This is a genomic window from Aeromonas sp. MaB10011B (assembly GCF_017939325.1).
Taxonomy (GTDB): Bacteria; Pseudomonadota; Gammaproteobacteria; order Enterobacterales; family Aeromonadaceae; genus Aeromonas; species Aeromonas caviae.
This window is the reverse complement of record NZ_JAGKRK010000072.1, coordinates 148,311-168,397: the sequence shown is the minus strand read 5'-3', so window position 1 is coordinate 168,397 and position 20,087 is coordinate 148,311. Positions and strand designations below refer to the sequence as shown.

Below are 20,087 nucleotides of genomic sequence, written 5' to 3'. Positions count from 1 at the left end.
CATGAAACTCTCTACCCAACTCTTGATCGACGGTCAGTTCGTCACCGGTGACGGCCAGGCCGAGCCCATCCTCAACCCGGCCACCGGCGAGCTGCTCGCCTCGGTGCCCGAAGCCTCGTTCGAACAGGTGAACCGGGCGGTGAACGGCGCCCAACGCGCCTTCGCCCAGTGGAGCCGCACCACCCCGGCCCAACGCAGCACCCTGCTGCTGCGCCTGGCCGATGCCATCGAACGCCACGCCGAGGAGTTTGCAGCGCTCGAATCCCTCAACTGCGGCAAGCCCTATCTGGCGGTGCTCAATGACGAGCTGCCCGCGGTGGTGGACTGCTTCCGTTTCTTCGCCGGCGCCGCCCGCTGCCTGCAGGGGCCACTGGCGGGGGAGTACATCGAGGGGCACACCAGCATGATCCGCCGCGACCCCATCGGGGTGGTGGGCAGTATCGCCCCCTGGAACTATCCGCTGATGATGGCGGCTTGGAAGATGGCCCCAGTGCTCGCCGCCGGCAATACGGTGGTGCTCAAGCCCTCCGAGCAGACCCCGCTCACCGCCCTGCGCCTGGCGGAGCTCGCCAGCGAGCTGTTCCCGCGCGGCGTCATCAACATCGTCTGCGGCCGGGGCGAGAGCGTGGGGGCACCGCTGGTGGAGCACCCGCTGGTGCGCATGGTGTCGCTCACCGGTGACATCGCCACTGGCCAGAAGATCCTGCAGAGCGCCGCCCGCACCATGAAGCGCACCCATCTGGAGCTTGGCGGCAAGGCGCCGGTCATCATCTTTGACGATGCGGACCTGGAGGCCGTGGTGGCCGGCATTCGCACCTTCGGCTTCTACAACGCCGGCCAGGATTGCACAGCCGCTTGCCGCATCTATGCCCAGGGCAAGATCTACGACAAGTTCGTCGCCGCCATGACTGAGGCGGTCGCCTCCATCAAGGTGGGCGGTCCGCGCGAGGAGGGGGTGGAGATGGGGCCGCTCATCTCGGACCGGCAGCGCAACCGGGTGGCCAGCTTCGTGGAACGGGCCCAGAGCAGCGGTCACGTGGAGGTGACGGCGGGGGGCAAGATCCGCCCAGGCAACGGCTTCTTCTTCGAGCCGACCCTGATCGCCCATGCCCGCCAGGAGGATGAAATCGTGCGCCGGGAGGTATTCGGCCCGGTGGTGTCGGTGACCCGCTTTGGCGACGCCGAGCAGGTGGTGCAGTGGGCCAACGACTCGGACTACGGCCTCGCCAGCTCGGTCTGGACCCGGGATCTCGGCCTTGCCAGCAAGGTAGCCAGCCACCTGCAGTACGGCTGCACTTGGATCAACACCCACTTCATGCTCACCTCCGAGATGCCCCACGGCGGCATGAAGATGTCCGGCTACGGCAAGGATCTCTCCCTCTACGCGCTGGAGGACTACACGGTGCCGCGCCACATCATGGTCAAGCTCTAGGCTCCACTCCGTCCCCCTGAAAACAAGATGGCCCCTTGGGGCCATCTTGTTTTGCATCAGGTCTGTGCATCCCTGCAGTGCACCAACGCAGCGTCACCATTCACCCGACCGCGACCCGCATCAACGTCATGACAACCGCCACAACCAGTGGTGATCCAGAATCAGCAGACCAAACAGCAGCATCAGGTGATAGATGGAGAAACGGAAGGTGCGCATCGCCTGGCCGGGCCGATCCCCGTACTTCAACAGCCAACCATGCCAGCAGAATCCGAGGTTCAACCCAAGGCTGCCGACCAGGTAGACAAGCCCCGACATGCCGATCAGATAGGGCAGCAGACAGACGAGCGTCAGGATCAGCAGATAGAGCAGGATGGCTGTCTTGGTGAAATCGGTGCCGTGGGTGACCGGCAGCATGGGAATGTCGGCACCGGCATAGTCATCGCGCCGGTGGATGGCCAAACACCAGAAATGGGGCGGCGTCCAGGTAAAGATGATCATCACCAGCAGCCAGGGCTCGGCCGAAAGCTGCCCCGTGATGCTGGTCCAGCCCAAGAGCGGTGGCATGGCTCCCGCCAATCCACCGATGACGATATTCTGCGATGTGGCCCGCTTCAGCAGCAGGGTATAGACGACCGCATAGCCGAACAGGCTGGCCAGGGTTAGCCAGGCAGTCAGGGGATTCACGCCCCAATGGAGCAAAACAAACCCCGACAGTGCCAGACAGATCGCAAAATTCATCGCCTGCCCCGGCGTGATCCGTCCCGTGGCGACCGGGCGCCAGCGCGTTCTGCGCATCCGGGCATCAATGCCGTACTCCAGAGAATGGTTCATGGCCGCCGCCCCGGCAGCGAGCAGTCCAATCCCCGCCAGGCCCAGTATCATCTCGTCCAGAGAGGCGCGTGTCGGCTCGGCCAGCAGCATGCCCACCCAGGCGGTCAGGAGCAGCAGGGTGACCACCTTTGGTTTGGTCAACTGACAATAATCGTGCACCCGGCGGAGGGCGAAGCGCTGTACCCGCCCTCTCCCATTCATGTCCGGCTCCTGACCATCCCAGGGGATGGCAAGGGGTCGTGATGAGGCAAAGAGAGGCTCCCGCGCGCCAGCACACAACAGGCCAGCAGGTGGGCGGCCACCAGATTGTGTGCAAGGGCGTTGGCCAGCGGCAGGGCTAGATGGACGTTCGCCAATCCCAAGGCAATCTGCACGGTCAGCAGACCCAGCAACAACCAGCCAAACCCTCTCAAGGGGGGCCGCTGGCAGAGCAGCGCGAGGGCGAAAGCACCCACCAGCAAGGCCGTGGTCAGCGCTCCCAGGCGATGGGCGATGTGAATGGTCTGGCGCGCCTCCTTGCCCAGCACGCCGAACTCATAGCTGGCGTGCCCCAGAGGGAGATGAAAGGCTTGCGCCCAATTCAGCTCTGCCTGCCAGTTGCCCTGGCACAAGGGAAACTCCACACACGCCATGGCCGCATAGTTCGCCGACGTCCAGCCCCCCAGCGCGATCTGCAGCAGCAACACGCCACAGGCCATGCTGCCAAGCCAGGAAACGCCCTGGTGTACGGGCGGGGGTGAAGGGAAACCTGCCAATTCGGCCCGATAGAGCCAAAGCAAGGTCAGGATGGCGAAGCCGCCCAGCAGATGAGTGGTCACCACCAAGGGATGCAGGGCCAGGGTCACCGTCCACATACCCAGTGCCGCCTGACCCGCAACCAGCACCAGCAAGATGAGCGAGAGGTGGCGCAGTCGGCCGCCTGTACGCCAGCCCAAGCCGGACAGGAGCACAATCACGCCTCCCAGCACCCCGGCGAAGTAGCGATGCACCATCTCGCTGCGCGCCTTGTGAGGAACAAGCGGGCTGGCCGGATAGCGCTGTGCCGCCAGTTCCGCATGCTCGGCGCGGGGAATGGCAAGGGAACCATAGCAACCTGGCCAATCGGGGCATGCCAGCCCGGCATCCGTCAACCGGGTATAAGCACCGAGCGCGATGACAAGAACTGCCAGCGCAATGGCCACGGAGGCCAGCCTCTTGTGCATCTTCATATGCCGCCTCGTTGACCGTGCAGTAGCCAGAAGATGCGAGTCCCATGTCGGCTGCATCGTCACTGCACCCCACGCTGATATTTGAGCAGTTGCTGCAGATCCGACAGTACCGCCTTGCCAAGCAACGGCCAGGTCGTCGTGCTGCCGGGCACCTCGTAACGCAAGATGGCCAGCCCGCGGGCGTCCACCAGCAGTATATCCCCCTCTCTCATTTCACTGTTTGTCTCGTGAGGTGGCGTCAACTGGACCAGTTCCAGCTTGTCCAGGTTGCGGCCAAGTGCAGCCTGGATGCGCGCCATCAGCACAGGGACCTGCCGGCATTGCCCCTCGCAGCGAGGGGCCACCAGATAGACCAGTCGCCATTGGTGCTGATGGGCAGGAAGCGGTTGCAACAGGTAGATCTCCTGGTGCAGCCAGTGCCCCTTGCTGCGCGTGCCGGGTTCATACCAGCCCTGGTGAAGAGTCAGAGCCGCCAGCACCACAGGCAGCAGGATCACCGCAGCAAAGAGCGCTGGCACCCGCCAGCGTCGCCATCCGCTCATGGGGAGCACCTCCTTGTCAGTATGACCCCCCCTGACAGAACCACCAGCGCCAAGCCGAGCCATTGCACCCCATAAGCCCGGTGTTTTTCAGGAGGCATGACATTGTGCTGGTAGTGATAGAGGAATAGGGTTCGTCTTTGATACAACACTGCGTCTGCAAGCGGGGCTCCGATTGCCTGTCGCAGGGTCTCGACCCTGATGGATTGCAGCCGGTTCGGGTAGGGGCCTGGTTCTATGTTCTGTCCCAGCAGGAAGCCGCCGGGAGCCATGCGCAGCACACCTTCAAGGGTCATTGCGGCGGGGATGGCGGGATTGGGTAATTGCGACCTGTCGGATGGCGCGGGCACCCATCCCAGGTTGACCAGCAACAGTGAGGATCCTCCTTCTGCGCGTACCGGGATGAGCACGTCATAGCCAACCTCCCCGTTGACGATCTGGTTGTCCAGCAACCAGACATAAGGGCTGACCCACTCGGCTTTCCCTTGCAGAGGCTGGCCATCCAGTGACTCCGGGTGTTGCCAGTCGATCTGGGCCAATGTCCTTGGCCCGGCCTGCTGCATCTTTGCCATCTGCGCCAGCCAGGCCGTTTTTTCCATTGCGCGCTGCCACTGCCAGAACGCCAGCTTGCACAAACCGGCCGTCACCACCAGAGTGAACAACAAGACGAACCAGCGTCTGTGATGCCATGGTCGTCGCTTGTCTCGTGCAGCCGAATCGCGCATATCGAGGAGGATCCCAAGATGTTGCTTAAGGTCGTTCTGATACTCATGCTGCTGCTCATCATCGGCCAGCTGTTTCACGCCCTCTGGCTGATGCTCAGTGCAGGCAATACGCAAAAGATGTCGGTACCTCTGGGCCGGCGCGTCTTCTTCTCCCTGCTGGTGGTCATCATACTGCTGCTCTCTCTCGCGATGGGCTGGCTGGAGCCCAACCCTCGCCCCTACTGAGCACGGCATCAAAGCAGGTAGACAAAGACGAACAGACAGAGCCAGACCACATCGACGAAGTGCCAGTACCAGGCCGCAGCCTGGAAAGCGAAATGACGCTGTGGGGTGAAATGATCCCTCAACATGATTCGCAGCCAGATGATGGTCAGGAAAAGGGTGCCCAGCAGCACGTGCAGTCCATGGAACCCGGTCAGAATGAAGAAGGTATTGCCATAGATGCCGGAATCCAGCCGCAACCCGAGATCCCGATAGGCATGCAGATACTCATAGCCTTGAAACCACAGGAATGTCAGCCCGAGCACCACGGTGGCCAGCAACATCCCCTTGAGCCGCATGCGTCTGCCGTTTTCCAGACTCATGTGTGCAAACAGCAGGGTCACGGAGGAGCCGAGCAGGATCAAGGTATTGATGAGGGGGATCCCCAGCCAGGGCATGGCCTGGGTCGTGGCCCCGCCGGGCGTCTTGAGCAGGGGCCAGTGAGCGGTGAAATCCGGCCACAGCAGCTGGCCCGTCATCACCCTGTGGCCCGCACCATCCAGCCAGGGCACCGCAAGCTGGCGTGCATAGAACAGCACTCCGAAAAAAGCCAGAAAGAACATCACTTCGGAGAAGATGAACCAGACCATGCCCTGCCTGAAGGATCTGTCCATCTGGGCGCTGTAGAGCCCGGTCATGGACTCCCGGATGATGTGACGGAACCAGCCAAACAACATGAATGCCAGCAGGGCGACACCGGCCATCATCAGATACCGGCCGAAACCGGTCTGCCCACTCGCCACTTCATTGACCAGATGTCCCGCCCCCAACGCCAGGAAAAACAGTGCAATGGCACCAATGATGGGCCAGCGACTCTGGTCCGGGACATAATAGGTCTGGTTCACCTTGGCCATGGTCATTTCCTCTGTGCGAGTGCCGGTGCAGGTACGGACTCCGTGATGTCATAGAGCGAGTAGGAAAGCGTGATGGTATTGATGCTGCCCGGTAGTGCCGGATCGATATAGAACTTGAGCGGCATCAGCTTGCTCTGCCCTGCCCTCAGCTCCTGGCGATTGAAGCAGAAACACTCCACTTTCTTCAGATAGGCTGCGGCGGGACCGGGAGAGACCGACGGGACCGCCTGACCCACCATGGCCCGCTCCGTGGGATTGAACACCCGAAAGTTGACCATCTTCACCTCCCCCGGCCGCACCGACAGCCGAGCCGTCTCACCGCTGAACTCCCACGGCATCCGGGTATCCGCATGAGCAAGAAACTCGATCTGGATGCTCCGCTTGCTGTCGATCACCGCCCGCTCCGTACTGGCCGCTTGATCAGACGTCTTGCCATTGAGGCCGGTGATCCGGCAGAAGACGTCATAAAGCGGCACCAGCGCAAAGGCAAAACCAAACATGACGAGCACGACCAGAGCCAGTTTTCTGAGCAAGGGGGCATGACTGACCTGGGTCATATGACCTCCCTAACGCTCTTCCGACCGGATATCCGGTGGAGTCTGGAAACTGTGATAGGGAGGGGGAGAAGAGAGCGTCCATTCCAGCCCCTCGGCCCCCTCCCATACCCGATCGCTCGCCTTGGCTCCGCCTCTGATGCATTTGATCACACCCCAGACAAACAGCAGCTGGGACAGGCCGAAGGCAAAGCCCCCCAGGCTGATCAGCATGTTGAAGTCCGCAAATTGCAGGGCGTAATCGGGAATGCGGCGAGGCATGCCCGCCAGCCCGACAAAATGCATGGGGAAAAACAGCACATTGACCGAGACGAGCGAACACCAGAAGTGCCATTGGCCGAGCCGCTCGTCATACATGTGCCCCGTCCATTTCGGCAACCAGTAGTAGGCCGCAGCCAGGATCGAGAAGACGGCACCGGTCACCAGCACATAGTGGAAATGGGCCACTACGAAATAGGTGTCGTGATACTGAAAATCAGCCGGCGTCATGGCCAGCATCAGCCCGGAGAAACCGCCAATGGTGAACAGGGTGATGAAGGCGATGGCAAACAGCATGGGGGTCTCGAATGTCAGAGAACCACGCCACATGGTGGCAAGCCAGTTGAATACCTTTACCCCTGTCGGCACCGCGATCAGCATGGTGGTGTACATGAAGAACAGCTCCGCCACCACGGGCAATCCGGTGGTGAACATGTGGTGCGCCCAGACCATGAAGGAGAGCAAGGCGATGCTGCTGGTGGCATAGACCATGGAGCGATAACCGAACAGCTTCTTGCGGGAGAAGGTCGGAATGATGCTGGAGACGATGCCGAAAGCCGGCAATATCATGATGTAGACTTCCGGGTGCCCGAAGAACCAGAAAATGTGCTGAAACAGGACAGGATCCCCCCCACCGGCCGCATCGAAGAAACTGGTCCCGAAATACTTGTCCGTCAGCACCATGGTCACCGCAGCCGCCAGCACCGGCATGACAGCGATGAGCAGAAACGCCGTGATGAGCCAGGTCCAGACAAACAGCGGCATCTGCATCCAGCCCATGCCCGGCGCCCGCAGGTTGAAGATGGTCACGATGACGTTGATGGCCCCCATGATGGAGGAGATCCCCATGATGTGAATGGCAAAGACAAACAGGGCCGTGCTGTTGCCGCTGTACTGGGTGGACAGGGGGGCATAGAAGGTCCAGCCAGAACTGGGGCCGCCTCCCTCCATAAACAGGCTCGACAGGAGGATGAGGAAAGCAAACGGCAGGATCCAGAAGCTCCAGTTGTTCATGCGGGGCAGCGCCATGTCAGGGGCTCCAATCATGATGGGGATCAGCCAGTTGGCGAGGCCGGTGAAGGCGGGCATGACGGCACCAAAGACCATGATGAGGCCGTGTACCGTGGTCATCTGGTTGAAAAACAGGGGTTCCACTAGTTGCAGTCCGGGCTGGAACAGTTCTGCCCGGATCACCATGGCCATGGCACCACCGGTAAAGAACATGGTGAGGGCAAAGCACAGATAGAGGGTACCGATGTCCTTGTGATTGGTTGTGTAGAGCCAGCGCCTCAGACCGGCCGCCGGCTGGTGGGCATGCTCGCTGTGCAAGGTATCCGTGATTCCATCACTCATGCCGACGCCTCACTTGTCCTTGTCCGAATTGGCCGGGTTGAGAAGGGACTGCACCTCGGCTGGCTGCACAAGGTCGCCGGTCTTGTTATCCCAGGCATTGCGTTCATAGGTAATGACGGCGGCGAGTTCCTGTGCCGTCAACTGTTTGCCAAAAGGTTGCATCGCCGTACCACTCCGGCCGTGCAACACCGTATCCAGATGCTGGGCACGATGCTCCGCCTGTGTGGTCACCTTGCTGCCATTGAGCGCCGGGAAGATGCCGGGCAATCCGGTACCCGCGGGCTGATGACAGGCCGCACAGTGCCCCAGATAGACTTTCTCCCCCAGCGCCATGGCTTGTGGCAACGTCATGGTCTCCGCTGCCAGCGCCTGTTGCTGTGCCTTGGCGGTTGCCTGCTCGTCTCCCTTTCTGGCAATCCACTTCTCGAACTCCTCTGCGGATTTGGCCACCACAACCACGGGCATGAAACCGTGATCCTTCCCGCACAGCTCGGCGCACTGCCCACGATAGGTGCCCGGCTTGTCGATCCGGGTCCAGGACTCGTTGATGTAGCCAGGATTGGCGTCTTTTTTCACGGCGAAGGCGGGAACCCACCAGGAGTGAATGACATCGTCCGAGGTCATCAGGAAACGGATCTTCTTGCCGACCGGCAACACCAGAGGGTTATCTACCTCCAGCAGATAATTGCCACCCTTGGGGGCATCACCGGAGATCTGCTGTTTGCTGGTCGCCAGCAGGGAATAAAACGCCACCGGATACTCGAGGTATTTGTAATGCCATTTCCATTGCGAGCCCGTGACGAGGACGGTGAGATCGGCCTTGGAGGTATCCTCCATCTTCAACAAAGTCGAGGTTGCCGGTGCCGCCATCGCGATCAGTATCAACACGGGGATGGCAGTCCACAGCAACTCGATGCGGGTGCTTTCGTGAAACTGGGCGGCTTTGGCACCGCGCGATTTTCGATGGTGCACGATGGACCAGAACATGATGCCGAAGACGAGCAGACCGATGACGCAACAGATATAGAAAATCGTCATGTGCAGGTCATAGACCTGCTGGCTGATGGCGGTCGCCCCGCGCGTCATGTTGAACCGGATCTCATTGGCAAAGGCGCTGCTGCTGATGAACCACATCATCATTCCGGCACCTGCCTGAGCTGCATCGTTTCTCACATTGCACTCCCTGTGCACGTTGGAGAAGATGGCCTGCATTCGATACACCCAATGCTAACCATCTGAAAATAATGCATTTATTAAAATTCATTTCACATTCAAGTATTAGTCCATATTCAGAAAAAACCAAAATGCAGATAGCCTTGGTCAGGCTCATCAGAGCAGTGGCAATGGGCAAAACGCGAGCAGGGAAGAGGGAGAAACGGGTCCCTGGTGGCCGCGCCTTGAACGGGGAGAGCTTCAGCCATGGTGAGTCGAATCGATGTGCAGAACCCGGGAGGGGCCATGGGGTCCTCCCGGGCTCCGTGGTTTTCTGCCGTGCCAGAGGCGGGGTCAGCCCGCTGGGGCTTGATGAGCCAGCAGTCTGGCCAGCAGGGAGCGCAATGCTTTTATCAGGGCGGGTTTGCCCGCGACACCCTGTCGGGCAGACAGCTCTGACCAGGGCGCATATTGCCAGATGGTGGCGATCAGCAACCGTCGTTCATCCTGACTCAACGCATCCAGCATCATCACTTGCCGGAGCAGCCAGCGTTGCAGTGTCCCCTGGCACAATTCGAATGGCTTGTGATGGTGGGCAAAGCAATCGAGTTCCCGATGCTCGAATTCATCCAGATCCGGCACATGAGTGACAGGTCCGCCCCTGAGGGATAGCCAGACCAGTTCGGTATCCAGCCTCTTGAGTTCACCCGCCAGCAGGGCCGGCAACTGGCTCATGAAACGCTGTCGCCATTGCGCCAGCTCGGCGTGATATTCCGATTGCAACGGCATCAGCAGCAAAGCTGCATGACTGCCGCTGGCCGCATCGCGCTGCAGACCAAGACGCAGCACCTTCAATCCCGCCTTGAGCCAGAATGGCAGCAGATCTGGACTGGCGGAGAAGGCAGATCCCAGATAATCGACCCCTAATACCCGATAATGTGATACCAGCTTGTCCAGCAACCTGGACCCCAGCCCGAGACGATGAAGGGCAGGATGGATGGCGATGCGCATCACCCTGGCATAAGAGCGCTCCCCCGCCGTCACGAAACCGGCGTGGGCCAGCAGCGACTGGGGCAGCAGATGTCCACGAGGGCGCCGTCGTCCGGCCCAGATCGCATGCGCCAGATCAGGGGGTATATTGCCCTCCCGCGCGACCAGCGCCACCCCGATCAACTCCTGTCCCTGCTCCATCAGATGAATGTCGAGATCCGGCCCCTCCAGCAAATACCGCAGATCACTGGGGCTGGTCTGGTAGTGAGCCAGCACGAGCAGGCCGAACACCCGATTGAGCAGCGCGTCATCACGGGCCAGCTCATCTTGTCCGACCAGGCGCCAGGTCGGTGATGTCGGGGGATGAGGTGCCGATATGTCGGCATTCAGACCAAGGAGCCGGAAGATCAGAGGCTCCAGCGGATCGCTCAGGCTCCAGCGAATGGGCTCCACCAGGCGCAGCTCCTGCCAATCCGGGGTTTGCTGATCGAGTACCCTCTTGAAGCGCAGATGAAAGCCGCGCCCCGTCCCCTCATAGCCGTGCTCCGTTGTAGCGAAGACAATGCGACTGTGACGGGCCAGCATGGCCTCCAGCTGTGGGGTCGGGATGGCGGCGGCCTCATCTACCAGCAGCAGATCCGCCAGTACGTCTCCTTGAGCCACCCGATCAGGGGACACATAGCTCAGACCGGCCAGCCGCTCAGGCATCTCTGCCAGCGCGCGCTCTGCATGGGCAAAAAGTGTCGCCACTGTAGCGTGGGAAGGGGCAGTCACCGCTATAGTCAAGGCCGGATCCCGACTCAGCAAGTCGGCGCTCGCCAGCCCCAGCACGGCGCTCTTGCCACGACCGCGATCGGCGCTCAGCACGAGGGGGCGACGGCGATGGCCGTGCAACACGTTCTGGATGGCGGGCAGCGCACGGGCCTGATCCGCGCTCAGCGGCCGGTCCCCGTCAAGAGGCTGCCAGGTAAAATCACAAGAGGCAGGCGTCAGATCTCGCGCCGGATCTTCTGCCAGCAACCGTACCAGACGGGAGATGAACCCCTGCCCGGCACGATCGGCCTCCTCTGGCTGGGCGACCAGCCTCTGACGATCAGGGTCTGGGTAGGTCGGCCATACCTCCCGCGGCGGGGTCAGCAGAAGCAAGAGCCCCCCAGCCCTCAATGTCCCCGCCAAGGCACCGAATGCATCGGGGTGAAAACCGCTGAAGGCATTGAATACCAGGGTGTCACACTCCTGACCGAGCCGTTGAAGCGCCTTGGCGGCAGGCTGCGGAGCATGACGCTCAGGACCCTGCCCCAGCCAGAACACGGCCCCCCACAGCAAGGATTCGGCACGAACGATGCAGTCATCCTCCTCCCCTTCCAGCCAGATCAGACGCCGCTCGCCGGCATGAGCGAGTGCGTGGCGCAAGGCGAGCAGCTCAGCTGACATCATGGAGCTGGGCTGGCGTCTGGCTTCACGCGGGGTTCAAACATGCGCTCCCCCATCTGGTCGATGAAGGTATGGGCCTTTTGCACCATGAAGCGCTCGGCATCCGCCGGATTGGCAAAGAGATCGGAGCGGATGAAGCGATGGGTCTGTAATTGCCCGTCGATCTCCCTGGTGATGCGACCTGCCAACCTGTATTGCCCCCCTTCCGCCATGGGCTCGGGATAGATGAGATAGCCCATGTATTCGATGGGCTCAACCTCGGGGCTCTGGGCGATCTCTCCCTTGAACAGGGCATTGAATAGTTTTTTGAACATGTTCGCATCCTCTCTGATAAAGGCATTCTCCCCAAGGGTGGAATCACTGGCAAGCACGGGATCTTATTACCATTCGTTCTTTGCACTACGAACCATTCTCATTTAGATTTCATCTCATTCCAGCATGAGGTCCAGATTATGTACGTGTGTTTGTGCCGCGGCATCACAGATAACCAGATCCGCAAGGCGGTACAGGCAGGCAAGACTGAATTCCGACAGTTGAAACAGTCGCTGGAAGTCGGTACCCAATGTGGTAAATGTGTGCGCATGGCGATGGAGATCATCGCTACCGAAATCGACAAGATGGAGTCAGAGCAGGCACCGCTCTATTACGAAGTGGCGTAAAACCGCCGACTTCTCGTCTTCATCTCTCCTTCTGCCCTCCAGGGGACGACTTTCCCCCATCACGTTATGGTCATGTTTCTGGACTAAGCTCTAGTGATCGTTGCCTAGGCTCGAAAACGAGGAGTAATGTCGATGAAAGGAGATCCCAAAATCATTGCCCACCTCAACAAGGTGCTGGCCAATGAGCTGGTTGCCATCAACCAATACTTCCTGCATGCCCGCATCTATGATGACTGGGGCCTCAAGGGGCTGGGGCACAAGGAGTATCACGAATCCATCGATGAGATGAAACATGCCGACGAGCTGGTCAAGCGGGTGCTGTTTCTGGAAGGGCTGCCCAACTTGCAGGATCTGGGCAAGCTGCGCATCGGTGAGACGGTGGAAGAGATGCTGCGCTGTGACTTGTCTCTGGAGATGGACGCCATCCCCGACCTGAAAGTCGCCATCACCTATGCCGAGTCTGTGCAGGACTACGTCAGCCGCGACCTGTTCCAGGAGATCCTGGAAGATGAAGAGGAGCATGTGGACTGGCTGGAAACCCAGCTCGATCTCATCGCCCGTATCGGTCTGGAAAACTACCAGCAATCCCAGCTCCATGCCGAGTCATCCTGAATCTAGATGACATCAAGAGAGAATCCCAACCCGCCCAGGCGGGTTTTTTCATGGCGCCAGCGGCAGAGATCTTGCCCTACGATACGGTAGCCAACCTGGCTGCTGACAAGGCAGGCCAGAGGCTGTCAGGGTGGCAGGCGCCGGATTGAACCGCCTCCGGGATCACAGTTACGATGCATGGGGCAGCGGCAGGCGCCGCTTTCGATTAGGATACGACCCCATTCCCATCATTTTGCTACGGATGACCTCCATGGAACTGATTGCACGCGAGATGGCGCCCCACAAACGGGTTGCCCTGGTGGCTCACGACAACATGAAAGCCCCTCTGCTGAACTGGGTGCTGCGCCGCAAGGAGGAGCTCAAGCTCCACCATCTCTATGCGACCGGCACCACGGGCACTCTGCTCGGCAAGAAGGCGCAGCTGCCCATTACCTGCCTCTTCTCCGGCCCCATGGGCGGGGATCAGCAGCTCGGCGCCCTCATCGCCGAAGGGAAGATAGACGTGATGATCTTCTTCTGGGATCCCCTCAATCCCGCCGCCCACGATCCTGACGTCAAGGCCCTGCTGCGCCTCGCGGCCGTCTGGAACATCCCGGTCGCCACCAACGAGGCGACGGCGGACTTCATCATGGACAGCCCGCACATGCAGCAGGCATTCAGCGTCCAGGTGCCCGACTACGCCGGCTACCTCAAGGCCAGAACCGAATAAGCAACGCCAGACAGCAAAGAGCCGGAACAGATGTCCGGCTCTTTTCTTTCATGGGGGGAAAGGTCAGCGCTGGAGGCTTTTCTGCGCGAATTTGGGCCTGGCATTCATGATCTGCTCCACCTGCTCGTCGCTCATCTTGCCCCGCGACAGCCCCAGAACCTTGTAGGTCAGCAGAGGGCGCGCTGGCAGGGCGATCATCAGGGCGCGGATCTGGTTCTCGTCCTCCTTCTCTCGCGCCGGCTTGCCGTAGGCGTAGGTGAGCACGCCGGCATCCATCAGGTTTTTGACGGCGGGTTCGGTGATCGGCAGGTTTATGACGCTTTTCCGTTGCAGTACGAACTCCCGCAGCACCGCCTTCTCGTTGAAGTCGAGGAAGCCAATCATCTGGGCCAGTTGATCCTGCTGGCGGCGGGACTGCCACTCGTCACAGGCCCACTCCCAGGCGATCAGGAAGCCCTGACTGCAGAAATAGGAGATGGCGATCAACATGCCGACCCCAAGCCAGGCCGCATGAGCCGTGGCCCACTGGCTCACGGCGCCTTTCATCAATCCGGCCGGAAACAGCAGGATGATGCTGCAGCAAAGCAGCAGCCAGACCATCAGCCAGTTGAGGCGATTAAGCTGGTAAAAATGTTGGATCCACCGTTTCATCGTTCACCCTTCCCAAGTCAATGTGGACAGTAGCCAACTCATAGCAATCGCTGTGCCAGCACAAGGATCCCCGTAAAAAGATCAGGATCCCGGACGGGAGAGTCGAGGGTTGTCACATCCTTTTACAACTTGTCGCACGGATCATCCCCTGTTGGCCTTGCGCCTCACCGAGCCACTTGGTAAAAATCCCGCACTGTCATTGGGGAGTAGCAACCCGCCCGTGATCCGGGCAGGGCTCATGTCAACATTCTTGGATCTGCCGATCCATGGCATGGGCGGCGATAGCACCTATCGTCCTGCAAGACCTTTGGCCTCGATACGCAAGCCAGCCGGGCGAGCCGTATCGAGTCCATCGGTTGTTCTGCTCGCCTGGCGGTTACTCATCATGCTGATCACCCTGCTGTTATTTCTGATCTCTGCCGTCACCATCTATCTGGCCTGCGAATACTTCGTCAACGGCATCGAATGGACCGGCCATCATTTCAAACTGTCCCAAAGTGCCACCGGTTCTCTGCTGGCGGCCCTCGGCACGGCCCTGCCCGAATGTATCGTCACCCTGACCGCCCTGCTGATGGGGGATGCCCCCGCCCAGCAGCAGATAGGCATAGGTGCGGCCCTCGGCGGTCCCCTGGTGCTCTCCACCCTTGGCTATGCCGCCGTTGGTGTGACCCTGCTGTTGTGCCTGGACCATGGGCACAGGGTCATTCATGGTGAGGTGCAGCGCGAAATTGGCCGCGATCAGGCCTGGTTTGCCGCTATCTTCCTGCTGGCCGTGCTGCTTGGCATGGTGGCCTTCACCGGTAAAACCTGGCTGGCCCCCCTGTTCGTGCTGATGTACCTCCTCTATGTGCGACGTGAGCTGAAACAGACCGACAGCCACGAGGCCGAATTGCCCTCCCCCCTCAAGCTGGATCCGCACGCCAGGATCCCGGCGCTCGGCAAGGTGCTGCTGCAAACCCTGGTGGCGCTCGGTGTGGTGGCGCTGGCGGCCCAGCTGTTCGTTCACCAGCTGGAGAGCATGGGCGAGCTGTTCGGCCTCTCGCCGGTGCTGGCGGCCCTGCTGCTGAGCCCGGTGGCCACCGAAATGCCCGAGCTGATGAACGTGCTTATCTGGGTGCGGCAGGGCAAACACCGGCTGGCACTGGCCAATATCTCGGGGGCCATGATGATCCAGGGCACCATTCCCAAGGCGTTCTGCCTGCTGTTCACCCCCTGGCTGCTGGATAACACCATGATGGCCTCCTCCCTGGTGACGCTGCTGGCGGTCGCGCTGATGTGGTGGGGGTTCAGTCGGGAGCGGATGACAGCGGGCAGGCTCGCCCTGGTGGGGCTGGTTTACCTGGGTTTCTGCGGCTGGCTGATGATGAGCTGAGGGCCGGCATCTGCCTCTGGCGCAACAAGAAAGGGCAGGATCCCATCCTGCCCTTCATCTCACGGGGTAGTGTCAATCAGGCCGAGCCGAGGTCTTAGAACTGCTGGAACCAGCGCTGGATCTGGGCCGGATCCTTGCTCTGGGTCAGGGCGAGCATCAGCAGCACCCGCGCCTTCTGCGGGTTGAGGGTCTCGGCGGCGACGAAGCCGTACTTGGCGTCATCGATCTCCGCATCCAAGGTGGTGGAACCGGTCGGCACGCGGGCGGAACGCACCACGCGAATGCCGTCCTTGCTCGCCTTGGCCAGGGTGTCGAACAGGGTGTGGTAGAGGTTGCCGTTGCCCACCCCGGCACTGACGATGCCGTCAAACTTGGCATCCACCAGGGCCTTGGCCGGCAGGTCCGAGGCGTTGGCGTAGCTGTAGACGATGCCGACCTGGGGCAACTTGTCGAGCTTGCTCACGTCGAACGGGGTCTTGCTGGTGTGCTGGCGGGCCGGGCTGCGCTGGTAGTCGATCTTGCCGTTGTGGATGTAGCCGAGCGGGCCGAAGTTGGGGGAGGCGAAGGTCTGCACTCCTGTGGTGTTTGTCTTGGTGACGTCGCGGGCATCCAGCACGGTGTCGTTCATCGCTACCATGACGCCACATCCCTTTGAGGCGGGGTCGGAGGCAGTCACCACGGCGTTGTAGAGGTTCATGGGGCCGTCGGCGCTCATGGCGGTGGAGGGGCGCATGGCGCCCACCAGCACCACCGGCTTGTCGCTCTTGACGGTCAGATTGAGGAAGTAGGCGGTCTCCTCCATGGTGTCGGTGCCGTGGGTGATGACGATGCCGTCCACGTCATCCCTGGCCAGCAGCGCGTTGACGCGCTTGGCGAGCGTGAGCCACACCTCGTCGTTCATGTCCTGGGAGCCGATCTTGACCACCTGCTCACCCTGCACGTCGGCCACGTTTTTCATCTCGGGCACGGCGGCGATCAGCGTCTCGATGGCCACCTTGCCGGCCTCGTAGTTGGACTGGGTGGCAGACTGGCCCGCCCCGGCAATGGTGCCGCCGGTGGCCAGAATGTGCACGCTGGGCAGCGCCATAGCCATCGGGGAGAGGGTCAGGCCGAGCACGGCGGCGATCAGGGTCTTGCGAATGGGAAGGGTCATGCTGCAATCCTTCTTATGGGTTGATTGCAGCATTTTTATTCTTTTTAAACGGAATTTAAGTGATCGTTCTCACCAATAAAAAGAATTAAACAGAATATTGGTCTGTTTTTTACCACTTAGGTGATAAGTCATTCCGCGGTGAAGCCACTGGCCTCGACTAGGGCGATCAGCTCCGCCTTGCCCAGCTCGCTCTCGATAACGGCCTTGCGGCTGGCAAAGTCGACGCTGGCGGTGCTGACGGCAGGCTGGGCCAACAACGCTTTTTGCAGGCTGGCGGCACAGCCACCACAGGACATGCCGGAAACGGTGAGTTCGATGGTCATGGGTAATCTCCTCTCTGAATGTCCCCCCAGCCTAAAGCTGACGGCCGCAGCAAGGTCAAGCCCTAGCGGGCCAGTACCGACTCACGCACCACCAGACGCCCCTGGAACTTCTGCGGTTCGTCGGCCGGACGCAGGCCTTGTGCCAGCTGTGCCAGCAGCACGCGCACGCTCTCCTGGGCCAGCCGTTCACTCGGGTATTCGATGCAGGTCAATGGCGGAGTCAGCTGGCTTGCCAGGGTGGCCCCCTCCAGGCTGATGACGGACACATCCTGGGGAACGTGGAGGTTGAACTCACGCAGCAGTCGCATGGCATCGGCCGCCTGGGCATCCTGCTGCACCACCAGGGCGGTGAAGGGCAGATAGCGGTTGAGCAGGCCGAGCAGCGCCTGCTGGTTGTCGGCACCGTCGATCACCAATTGGCCGTTGTAGGGCAGGGATTGCTGCTGCAGTGCCTGCTGATAGCCCGTGATGGCACTCTTGCCCGCCGGCGACAGCTTGTCGTCCAGCATCAGCACCAACTGGCGATGCCCCTTGCCAAGCAGGAAGCGGCAGGCGCTCTCGGTGGCAAACGTCAGGTCGTAGCAGAGATTGAGGTTGTCCGAATCGCTCACCCCATCGAGCTGGATGAGGCGCTCGTCCGGCGCCAGGGATTGCTTGGCTCCCAGCACCAGCACGCCGTCACAACGCCCCCCCAACAGCTCATCGACCGCCCGCTGCTGTTGCTCCGCCTCGTCGGCGAAGCGCACCAGCATGCTCTTGCCCGCCTTGGTCAGCGCCCCTTCCAGCAGTGGCAGCATGCTGGCCAGCCGGTTGCCAAGCTGGGAAGAGAGGATGATCCCCACGCAATCCGTCGCCTGGGTCGCCAGAGAGCGGGCCGTGGCATTGGGTCGAAAATTCAGCTGCTCGGCAGCCTGCAGCACGGCCAGGCGACTCTCTTCCCGCACGCCGCGCGAGCCGCTCAGAACACGGGAAACGGTGGCTTTGGACACATTCGCAAGACGCGACACATCGGTAATATTGGCCATGGGTTCAATTCCGGTAACCGGTTTACAACTGGTTTCATCCTACCATGCCCCCAACGGGGCGGGAACCTCCAGACTCCCGCCCTGTGAGCCAGATGCTATTGCAGTGCGGACGCCGTCTGGCGAATGCCGGCCTCACCGAACACGATGTCATTTCCCCTTGGGGAGAGATCCATGCTGCCGTAGTCGTAGGACATGTCTAGCACCTCCTCTTCCCCGGCACCATTCCCCTTCCAGGACCAGGCGATCCACCCTACCGACTCGCTCTGCGCCTTGCCAAGCAGATGATAGTGATCGACGTTGTTGGGGGCCTGGAAGCGCTTGTCTCCGAACTCGCCAAACAGGAATGCCAGGTTCTGCGCCTTCATCTGGGCAATGGCGGCATCGATCTCGGCAGGCGTGTCCCAGAGCCAGTGGTAGGCGTGCAGGGAGAACAGCAGGTTCTTGCTGGCATCGGCATTGAGCAACTCGCTGCCACGACCCGAGAGGAAGCTCTGCACGTACTGGCCGCAGTGGGCCGCATCGATCACCAGCGGCATGGTATAGCCGCCATCGCGCAGTCCCTTGATGAGCCCCTTGTAGGTGGTGATAAAGTCGGCGTAATTGTTGGTATCCTCACCCCATTCATTGGCGATGTTAAGCAGGATCTTGCCCTTGTACTTGGGATCCTGCATCACGGCCTTCCAGCTGCCGAGCCAGAGCGAGTCGACGGCGGTCTGCAGCGGCTGCGGGTTGCTCTGGCAGGTCACGTCGCTCTCCCAGTACATGGGCATGGCGACCATGTTGCGGGCGACGATGGCATCGAGGACACCGCGCAGCTCCTGGGCCGTGGTGTGCTTGCGCAGTTGCAGTCGCACTATGTTGGCGCCGGTATTGGCGATCGGCGTGATGGCCGCGAAGGCCGCCCCCGGGTTGTCGCCATACTGCAGGTTGATGCCGCGGGCGATGAAGCGCTGACCACTGGCGGAGTAAAGCTGGCCATCCTTCACATACATGTCCCCCGAGCCCGGTGTCGGTGTGGAGCTGGCCACCTGGCAGCTCTGGCCATTCTCCCAGCCCCAGCCGTCACCGTCCGGATCGCTGGTCGCCGAGGCACAGGTCGGGTAAGTGGTCGCGCCGCCGCCCGACCCTGCCACCACCTGGCAGCTCTGGCCATTCTCCCAGCCCCAACCGTCACCGTCCGGGTCGCTGGCCGCCGAGGCACAGGCCGGGTAGGTGGTCGCGGCCAGGGCCGAAGGGCTCAGCAGCAGAGCGGGCACGGTGCTGCAGCCGAGCAGCAGGGTAGCGATGATCGTCTTTCTCTTCACTTTTCTATCCTTTTATTTATCCAGGGGATAAGCGGTTATTCCATAATCAGGACAGCGATACCGCATCATTCATTGTCACGTCGTGATGGAAATACACCACCGAGGCATTCTCTGTGGCGGACAATAAAATCAGCCACAGAGCATCAGGACCCTTCTTGTTATTTATTTCTGATGGGCGAATAAGGTGGCTGCCGGCTCGCACAGGCAGCCTGGTGTTCGATTATTTGGCCGCGATCTTGATCCATTTCACGAACATATAACCCCAGTCATTGGGCGCCTTGCCGAAGCTGATGCTGTTGCTGCCCTCCTGCAGGGTCACCGGGAGCACCTTCTCTTCACCGGCTTCACCGGTCTGGGGGAAGTCGATCTGCACCGGCTCGCCGCCGTTGACCACCAGGGTGTTCTTCTTGCCGCCCCACTTGGCATTGAAGAAGAGTCGAAGCTGGTACTCACCGGCACTGGGCACCGCAACCGTCCAGGTCACCTTGTCCCCCTCGCTGGCAAAGGGACCGAGAAAACCGTCATCCCCCAGGGTCAGCTGGTCCTTGGCGCTGGTGACCACATTCAGTTGACCATCTCCGGCCGACTGCTCGACCAGATAGTCGGCCGCCATCGCAGACAGGGACAACGCGGGTAGAACCAGCCAGAGAGCACCGAGAAAAATATGTTTCTTCATCTTTATCTCCTT

22 protein-coding genes and 1 riboswitch are annotated in these 20,087 nt (G+C 60.9%); of the genes, 6 read left to right on the top strand and 16 right to left on the bottom strand.

From position 1 onward, the window contains the following. Nucleotide 1 precedes the first annotated feature (1 nt). Nucleotides 2-1,432, top strand: a complete 1,431-nt coding sequence (locus J9893_RS15140) for a gamma-aminobutyraldehyde dehydrogenase (protein WP_113069019.1) — start codon at nt 2-4, stop codon at nt 1,430-1,432. 126 nt (nt 1,433-1,558) lie between these two features. Here the strand turns inward: J9893_RS15140 and cyoE are convergent, their stop codons facing one another. Genes cyoE through J9893_RS15120 form a run of 4 tightly spaced genes read right to left on the bottom strand, consistent with a single transcriptional unit; the run spans nt 1,559 to nt 4,672 of the window. Next, nucleotides 1,559-2,464 carry a heme o synthase gene (gene cyoE, locus J9893_RS15135; RefSeq protein ID WP_210599902.1) on the bottom strand — a complete coding sequence of 302 codons (906 nt, stop codon included), beginning with the start codon at nt 2,462-2,464 and terminating at the stop codon, nt 1,559-1,561. Further along, nucleotides 2,461-3,471 (bottom strand): COX15/CtaA family protein, encoded by a 1,011-nt coding sequence (locus J9893_RS15130; RefSeq protein WP_210599901.1) that lies wholly within the window; start codon nt 3,469-3,471, stop codon nt 2,461-2,463. The genes cyoE and J9893_RS15130 overlap by 4 nt, the downstream gene beginning before the upstream one ends. Before the next feature lie 59 nt (nt 3,472-3,530). Beyond that, nucleotides 3,531-4,013, bottom strand: a complete 483-nt coding sequence (locus tag J9893_RS15125; RefSeq protein ID WP_210599900.1) for a hypothetical protein — start codon at nt 4,011-4,013, stop codon at nt 3,531-3,533. Continuing rightward, nucleotides 4,010-4,672: an SURF1 family protein gene (locus tag J9893_RS15120; protein WP_128312946.1), complete on the bottom strand. Its 663-nt coding sequence runs from the start codon at nt 4,670-4,672 to the stop codon at nt 4,010-4,012. Before J9893_RS15120 ends, J9893_RS15125 begins: the two co-directional genes overlap by 4 nt. Nucleotides 4,673-4,753: 81 nt before the next feature. Between J9893_RS15120 and J9893_RS15115 the strand changes: the two genes are divergently transcribed. Next, entirely contained in the window at nt 4,754-4,960 is a 207-nt protein-coding gene (locus tag J9893_RS15115; RefSeq protein WP_201920918.1) for a DUF2909 family protein, read from the top strand. A gap of 8 nt (nt 4,961-4,968) precedes the next feature. Here the strand turns inward: J9893_RS15115 and J9893_RS15110 are convergent, their stop codons facing one another. The 6 genes from J9893_RS15110 to J9893_RS15085 all read right to left on the bottom strand — a co-directional run bounded on the left by J9893_RS15110 (nt 4,969) and on the right by J9893_RS15085 (nt 11,905). Further along, nucleotides 4,969-5,850: a cytochrome c oxidase subunit 3 gene (locus J9893_RS15110; RefSeq protein WP_128312924.1), complete on the bottom strand. Its 882-nt coding sequence runs from the start codon at nt 5,848-5,850 to the stop codon at nt 4,969-4,971. Between the two features lie 2 nt (nt 5,851-5,852). Next, on the bottom strand, nt 5,853-6,407 hold the full coding sequence (locus J9893_RS15105) for a cytochrome c oxidase assembly protein (RefSeq protein WP_200164348.1): 555 nt from the start codon (nt 6,405-6,407) through the stop codon (nt 5,853-5,855). Between the two features lie 9 nt (nt 6,408-6,416). Continuing rightward, nucleotides 6,417-8,015: a cytochrome c oxidase subunit I gene (gene ctaD, locus J9893_RS15100; protein ID WP_210599899.1), complete on the bottom strand. Its 1,599-nt coding sequence runs from the start codon at nt 8,013-8,015 to the stop codon at nt 6,417-6,419. A gap of 9 nt (nt 8,016-8,024) precedes the next feature. Continuing rightward, nucleotides 8,025-9,155: a cytochrome c oxidase subunit II gene (gene coxB / locus J9893_RS15095; protein WP_246875605.1), complete on the bottom strand. Its 1,131-nt coding sequence runs from the start codon at nt 9,153-9,155 to the stop codon at nt 8,025-8,027. Nucleotides 9,156-9,521: 366 nt separating this feature from the next. Continuing rightward, nucleotides 9,522-11,594: a GNAT family N-acetyltransferase gene (locus J9893_RS15090; RefSeq protein WP_210599898.1), complete on the bottom strand. Its 2,073-nt coding sequence runs from the start codon at nt 11,592-11,594 to the stop codon at nt 9,522-9,524. Further along, the gene (locus J9893_RS15085) at nt 11,591-11,905 is read right to left on the bottom strand and encodes an HlyU family transcriptional regulator (RefSeq protein WP_041211748.1); all 315 of its coding nucleotides are present in this window, start codon (nt 11,903-11,905) and stop codon (nt 11,591-11,593) included. Before J9893_RS15085 ends, J9893_RS15090 begins: the two co-directional genes overlap by 4 nt. A gap of 138 nt (nt 11,906-12,043) precedes the next feature. On the opposite strand from J9893_RS15085, the gene J9893_RS15080 reads away from it, so the two are divergent. The 3 genes from J9893_RS15080 to J9893_RS15070 all read left to right on the top strand — a co-directional run bounded on the left by J9893_RS15080 (nt 12,044) and on the right by J9893_RS15070 (nt 13,571). Further along, nucleotides 12,044-12,250, top strand: a complete 207-nt coding sequence (locus tag J9893_RS15080) for a bacterioferritin-associated ferredoxin (protein ID WP_039039715.1) — start codon at nt 12,044-12,046, stop codon at nt 12,248-12,250. A gap of 132 nt (nt 12,251-12,382) precedes the next feature. Then, nucleotides 12,383-12,862 (top strand): bacterioferritin, encoded by a 480-nt coding sequence (gene bfr / locus J9893_RS15075; protein WP_010675778.1) that lies wholly within the window; start codon nt 12,383-12,385, stop codon nt 12,860-12,862. Between the two features lie 250 nt (nt 12,863-13,112). Beyond that, the gene (locus tag J9893_RS15070) at nt 13,113-13,571 is read left to right on the top strand and encodes a methylglyoxal synthase (protein ID WP_041211864.1); all 459 of its coding nucleotides are present in this window, start codon (nt 13,113-13,115) and stop codon (nt 13,569-13,571) included. 63 nt (nt 13,572-13,634) lie between these two features. Here J9893_RS15070 and J9893_RS15065 read toward each other — a convergent pair whose 3' ends face one another. Continuing rightward, nucleotides 13,635-14,222, bottom strand: a complete 588-nt coding sequence (locus J9893_RS15065; protein WP_041213974.1) for a superinfection exclusion B family protein — start codon at nt 14,220-14,222, stop codon at nt 13,635-13,637. A gap of 189 nt (nt 14,223-14,411) precedes the next feature. Further along, a riboswitch (yybP-ykoY riboswitch) is annotated at nt 14,412-14,518 on the top strand. Nucleotides 14,519-14,607: 89 nt separating this feature from the next. Here J9893_RS15065 and J9893_RS15060 point away from each other — a divergent pair. After that, a complete protein-coding gene (locus tag J9893_RS15060) occupies nt 14,608-15,594 on the top strand; it encodes a sodium:calcium antiporter (protein ID WP_237690372.1) in 987 nt (328 codons plus the stop codon). Between the two features lie 94 nt (nt 15,595-15,688). Here J9893_RS15060 and ansB read toward each other — a convergent pair whose 3' ends face one another. The 5 genes from ansB to J9893_RS15035 form a co-directional block, all read right to left on the bottom strand. Beyond that, nucleotides 15,689-16,747, bottom strand: a complete 1,059-nt coding sequence (ansB, locus tag J9893_RS15055) for an L-asparaginase 2 (RefSeq protein WP_210599896.1) — start codon at nt 16,745-16,747, stop codon at nt 15,689-15,691. A 128-nt stretch (nt 16,748-16,875) separates the two neighbouring features. Then, a complete protein-coding gene (locus tag J9893_RS15050) occupies nt 16,876-17,070 on the bottom strand; it encodes a heavy metal-associated domain-containing protein (RefSeq protein ID WP_128312930.1) in 195 nt (64 codons plus the stop codon). A 62-nt stretch (nt 17,071-17,132) separates the two neighbouring features. Then, entirely contained in the window at nt 17,133-18,095 is a 963-nt protein-coding gene (locus tag J9893_RS15045) for a LacI family DNA-binding transcriptional regulator (RefSeq protein ID WP_041211752.1), read from the bottom strand. 95 nt (nt 18,096-18,190) lie between these two features. Next, entirely contained in the window at nt 18,191-19,399 is a 1,209-nt protein-coding gene (locus tag J9893_RS15040) for a carbohydrate-binding domain-containing protein (RefSeq protein ID WP_210599895.1), read from the bottom strand. Nucleotides 19,400-19,619: 220 nt separating this feature from the next. Then, on the bottom strand, nt 19,620-20,075 hold the full coding sequence (locus J9893_RS15035) for a CBM35 domain-containing protein (protein ID WP_041211754.1): 456 nt from the start codon (nt 20,073-20,075) through the stop codon (nt 19,620-19,622). Between the last annotated feature and the right edge of the window lie 12 nt (nt 20,076-20,087).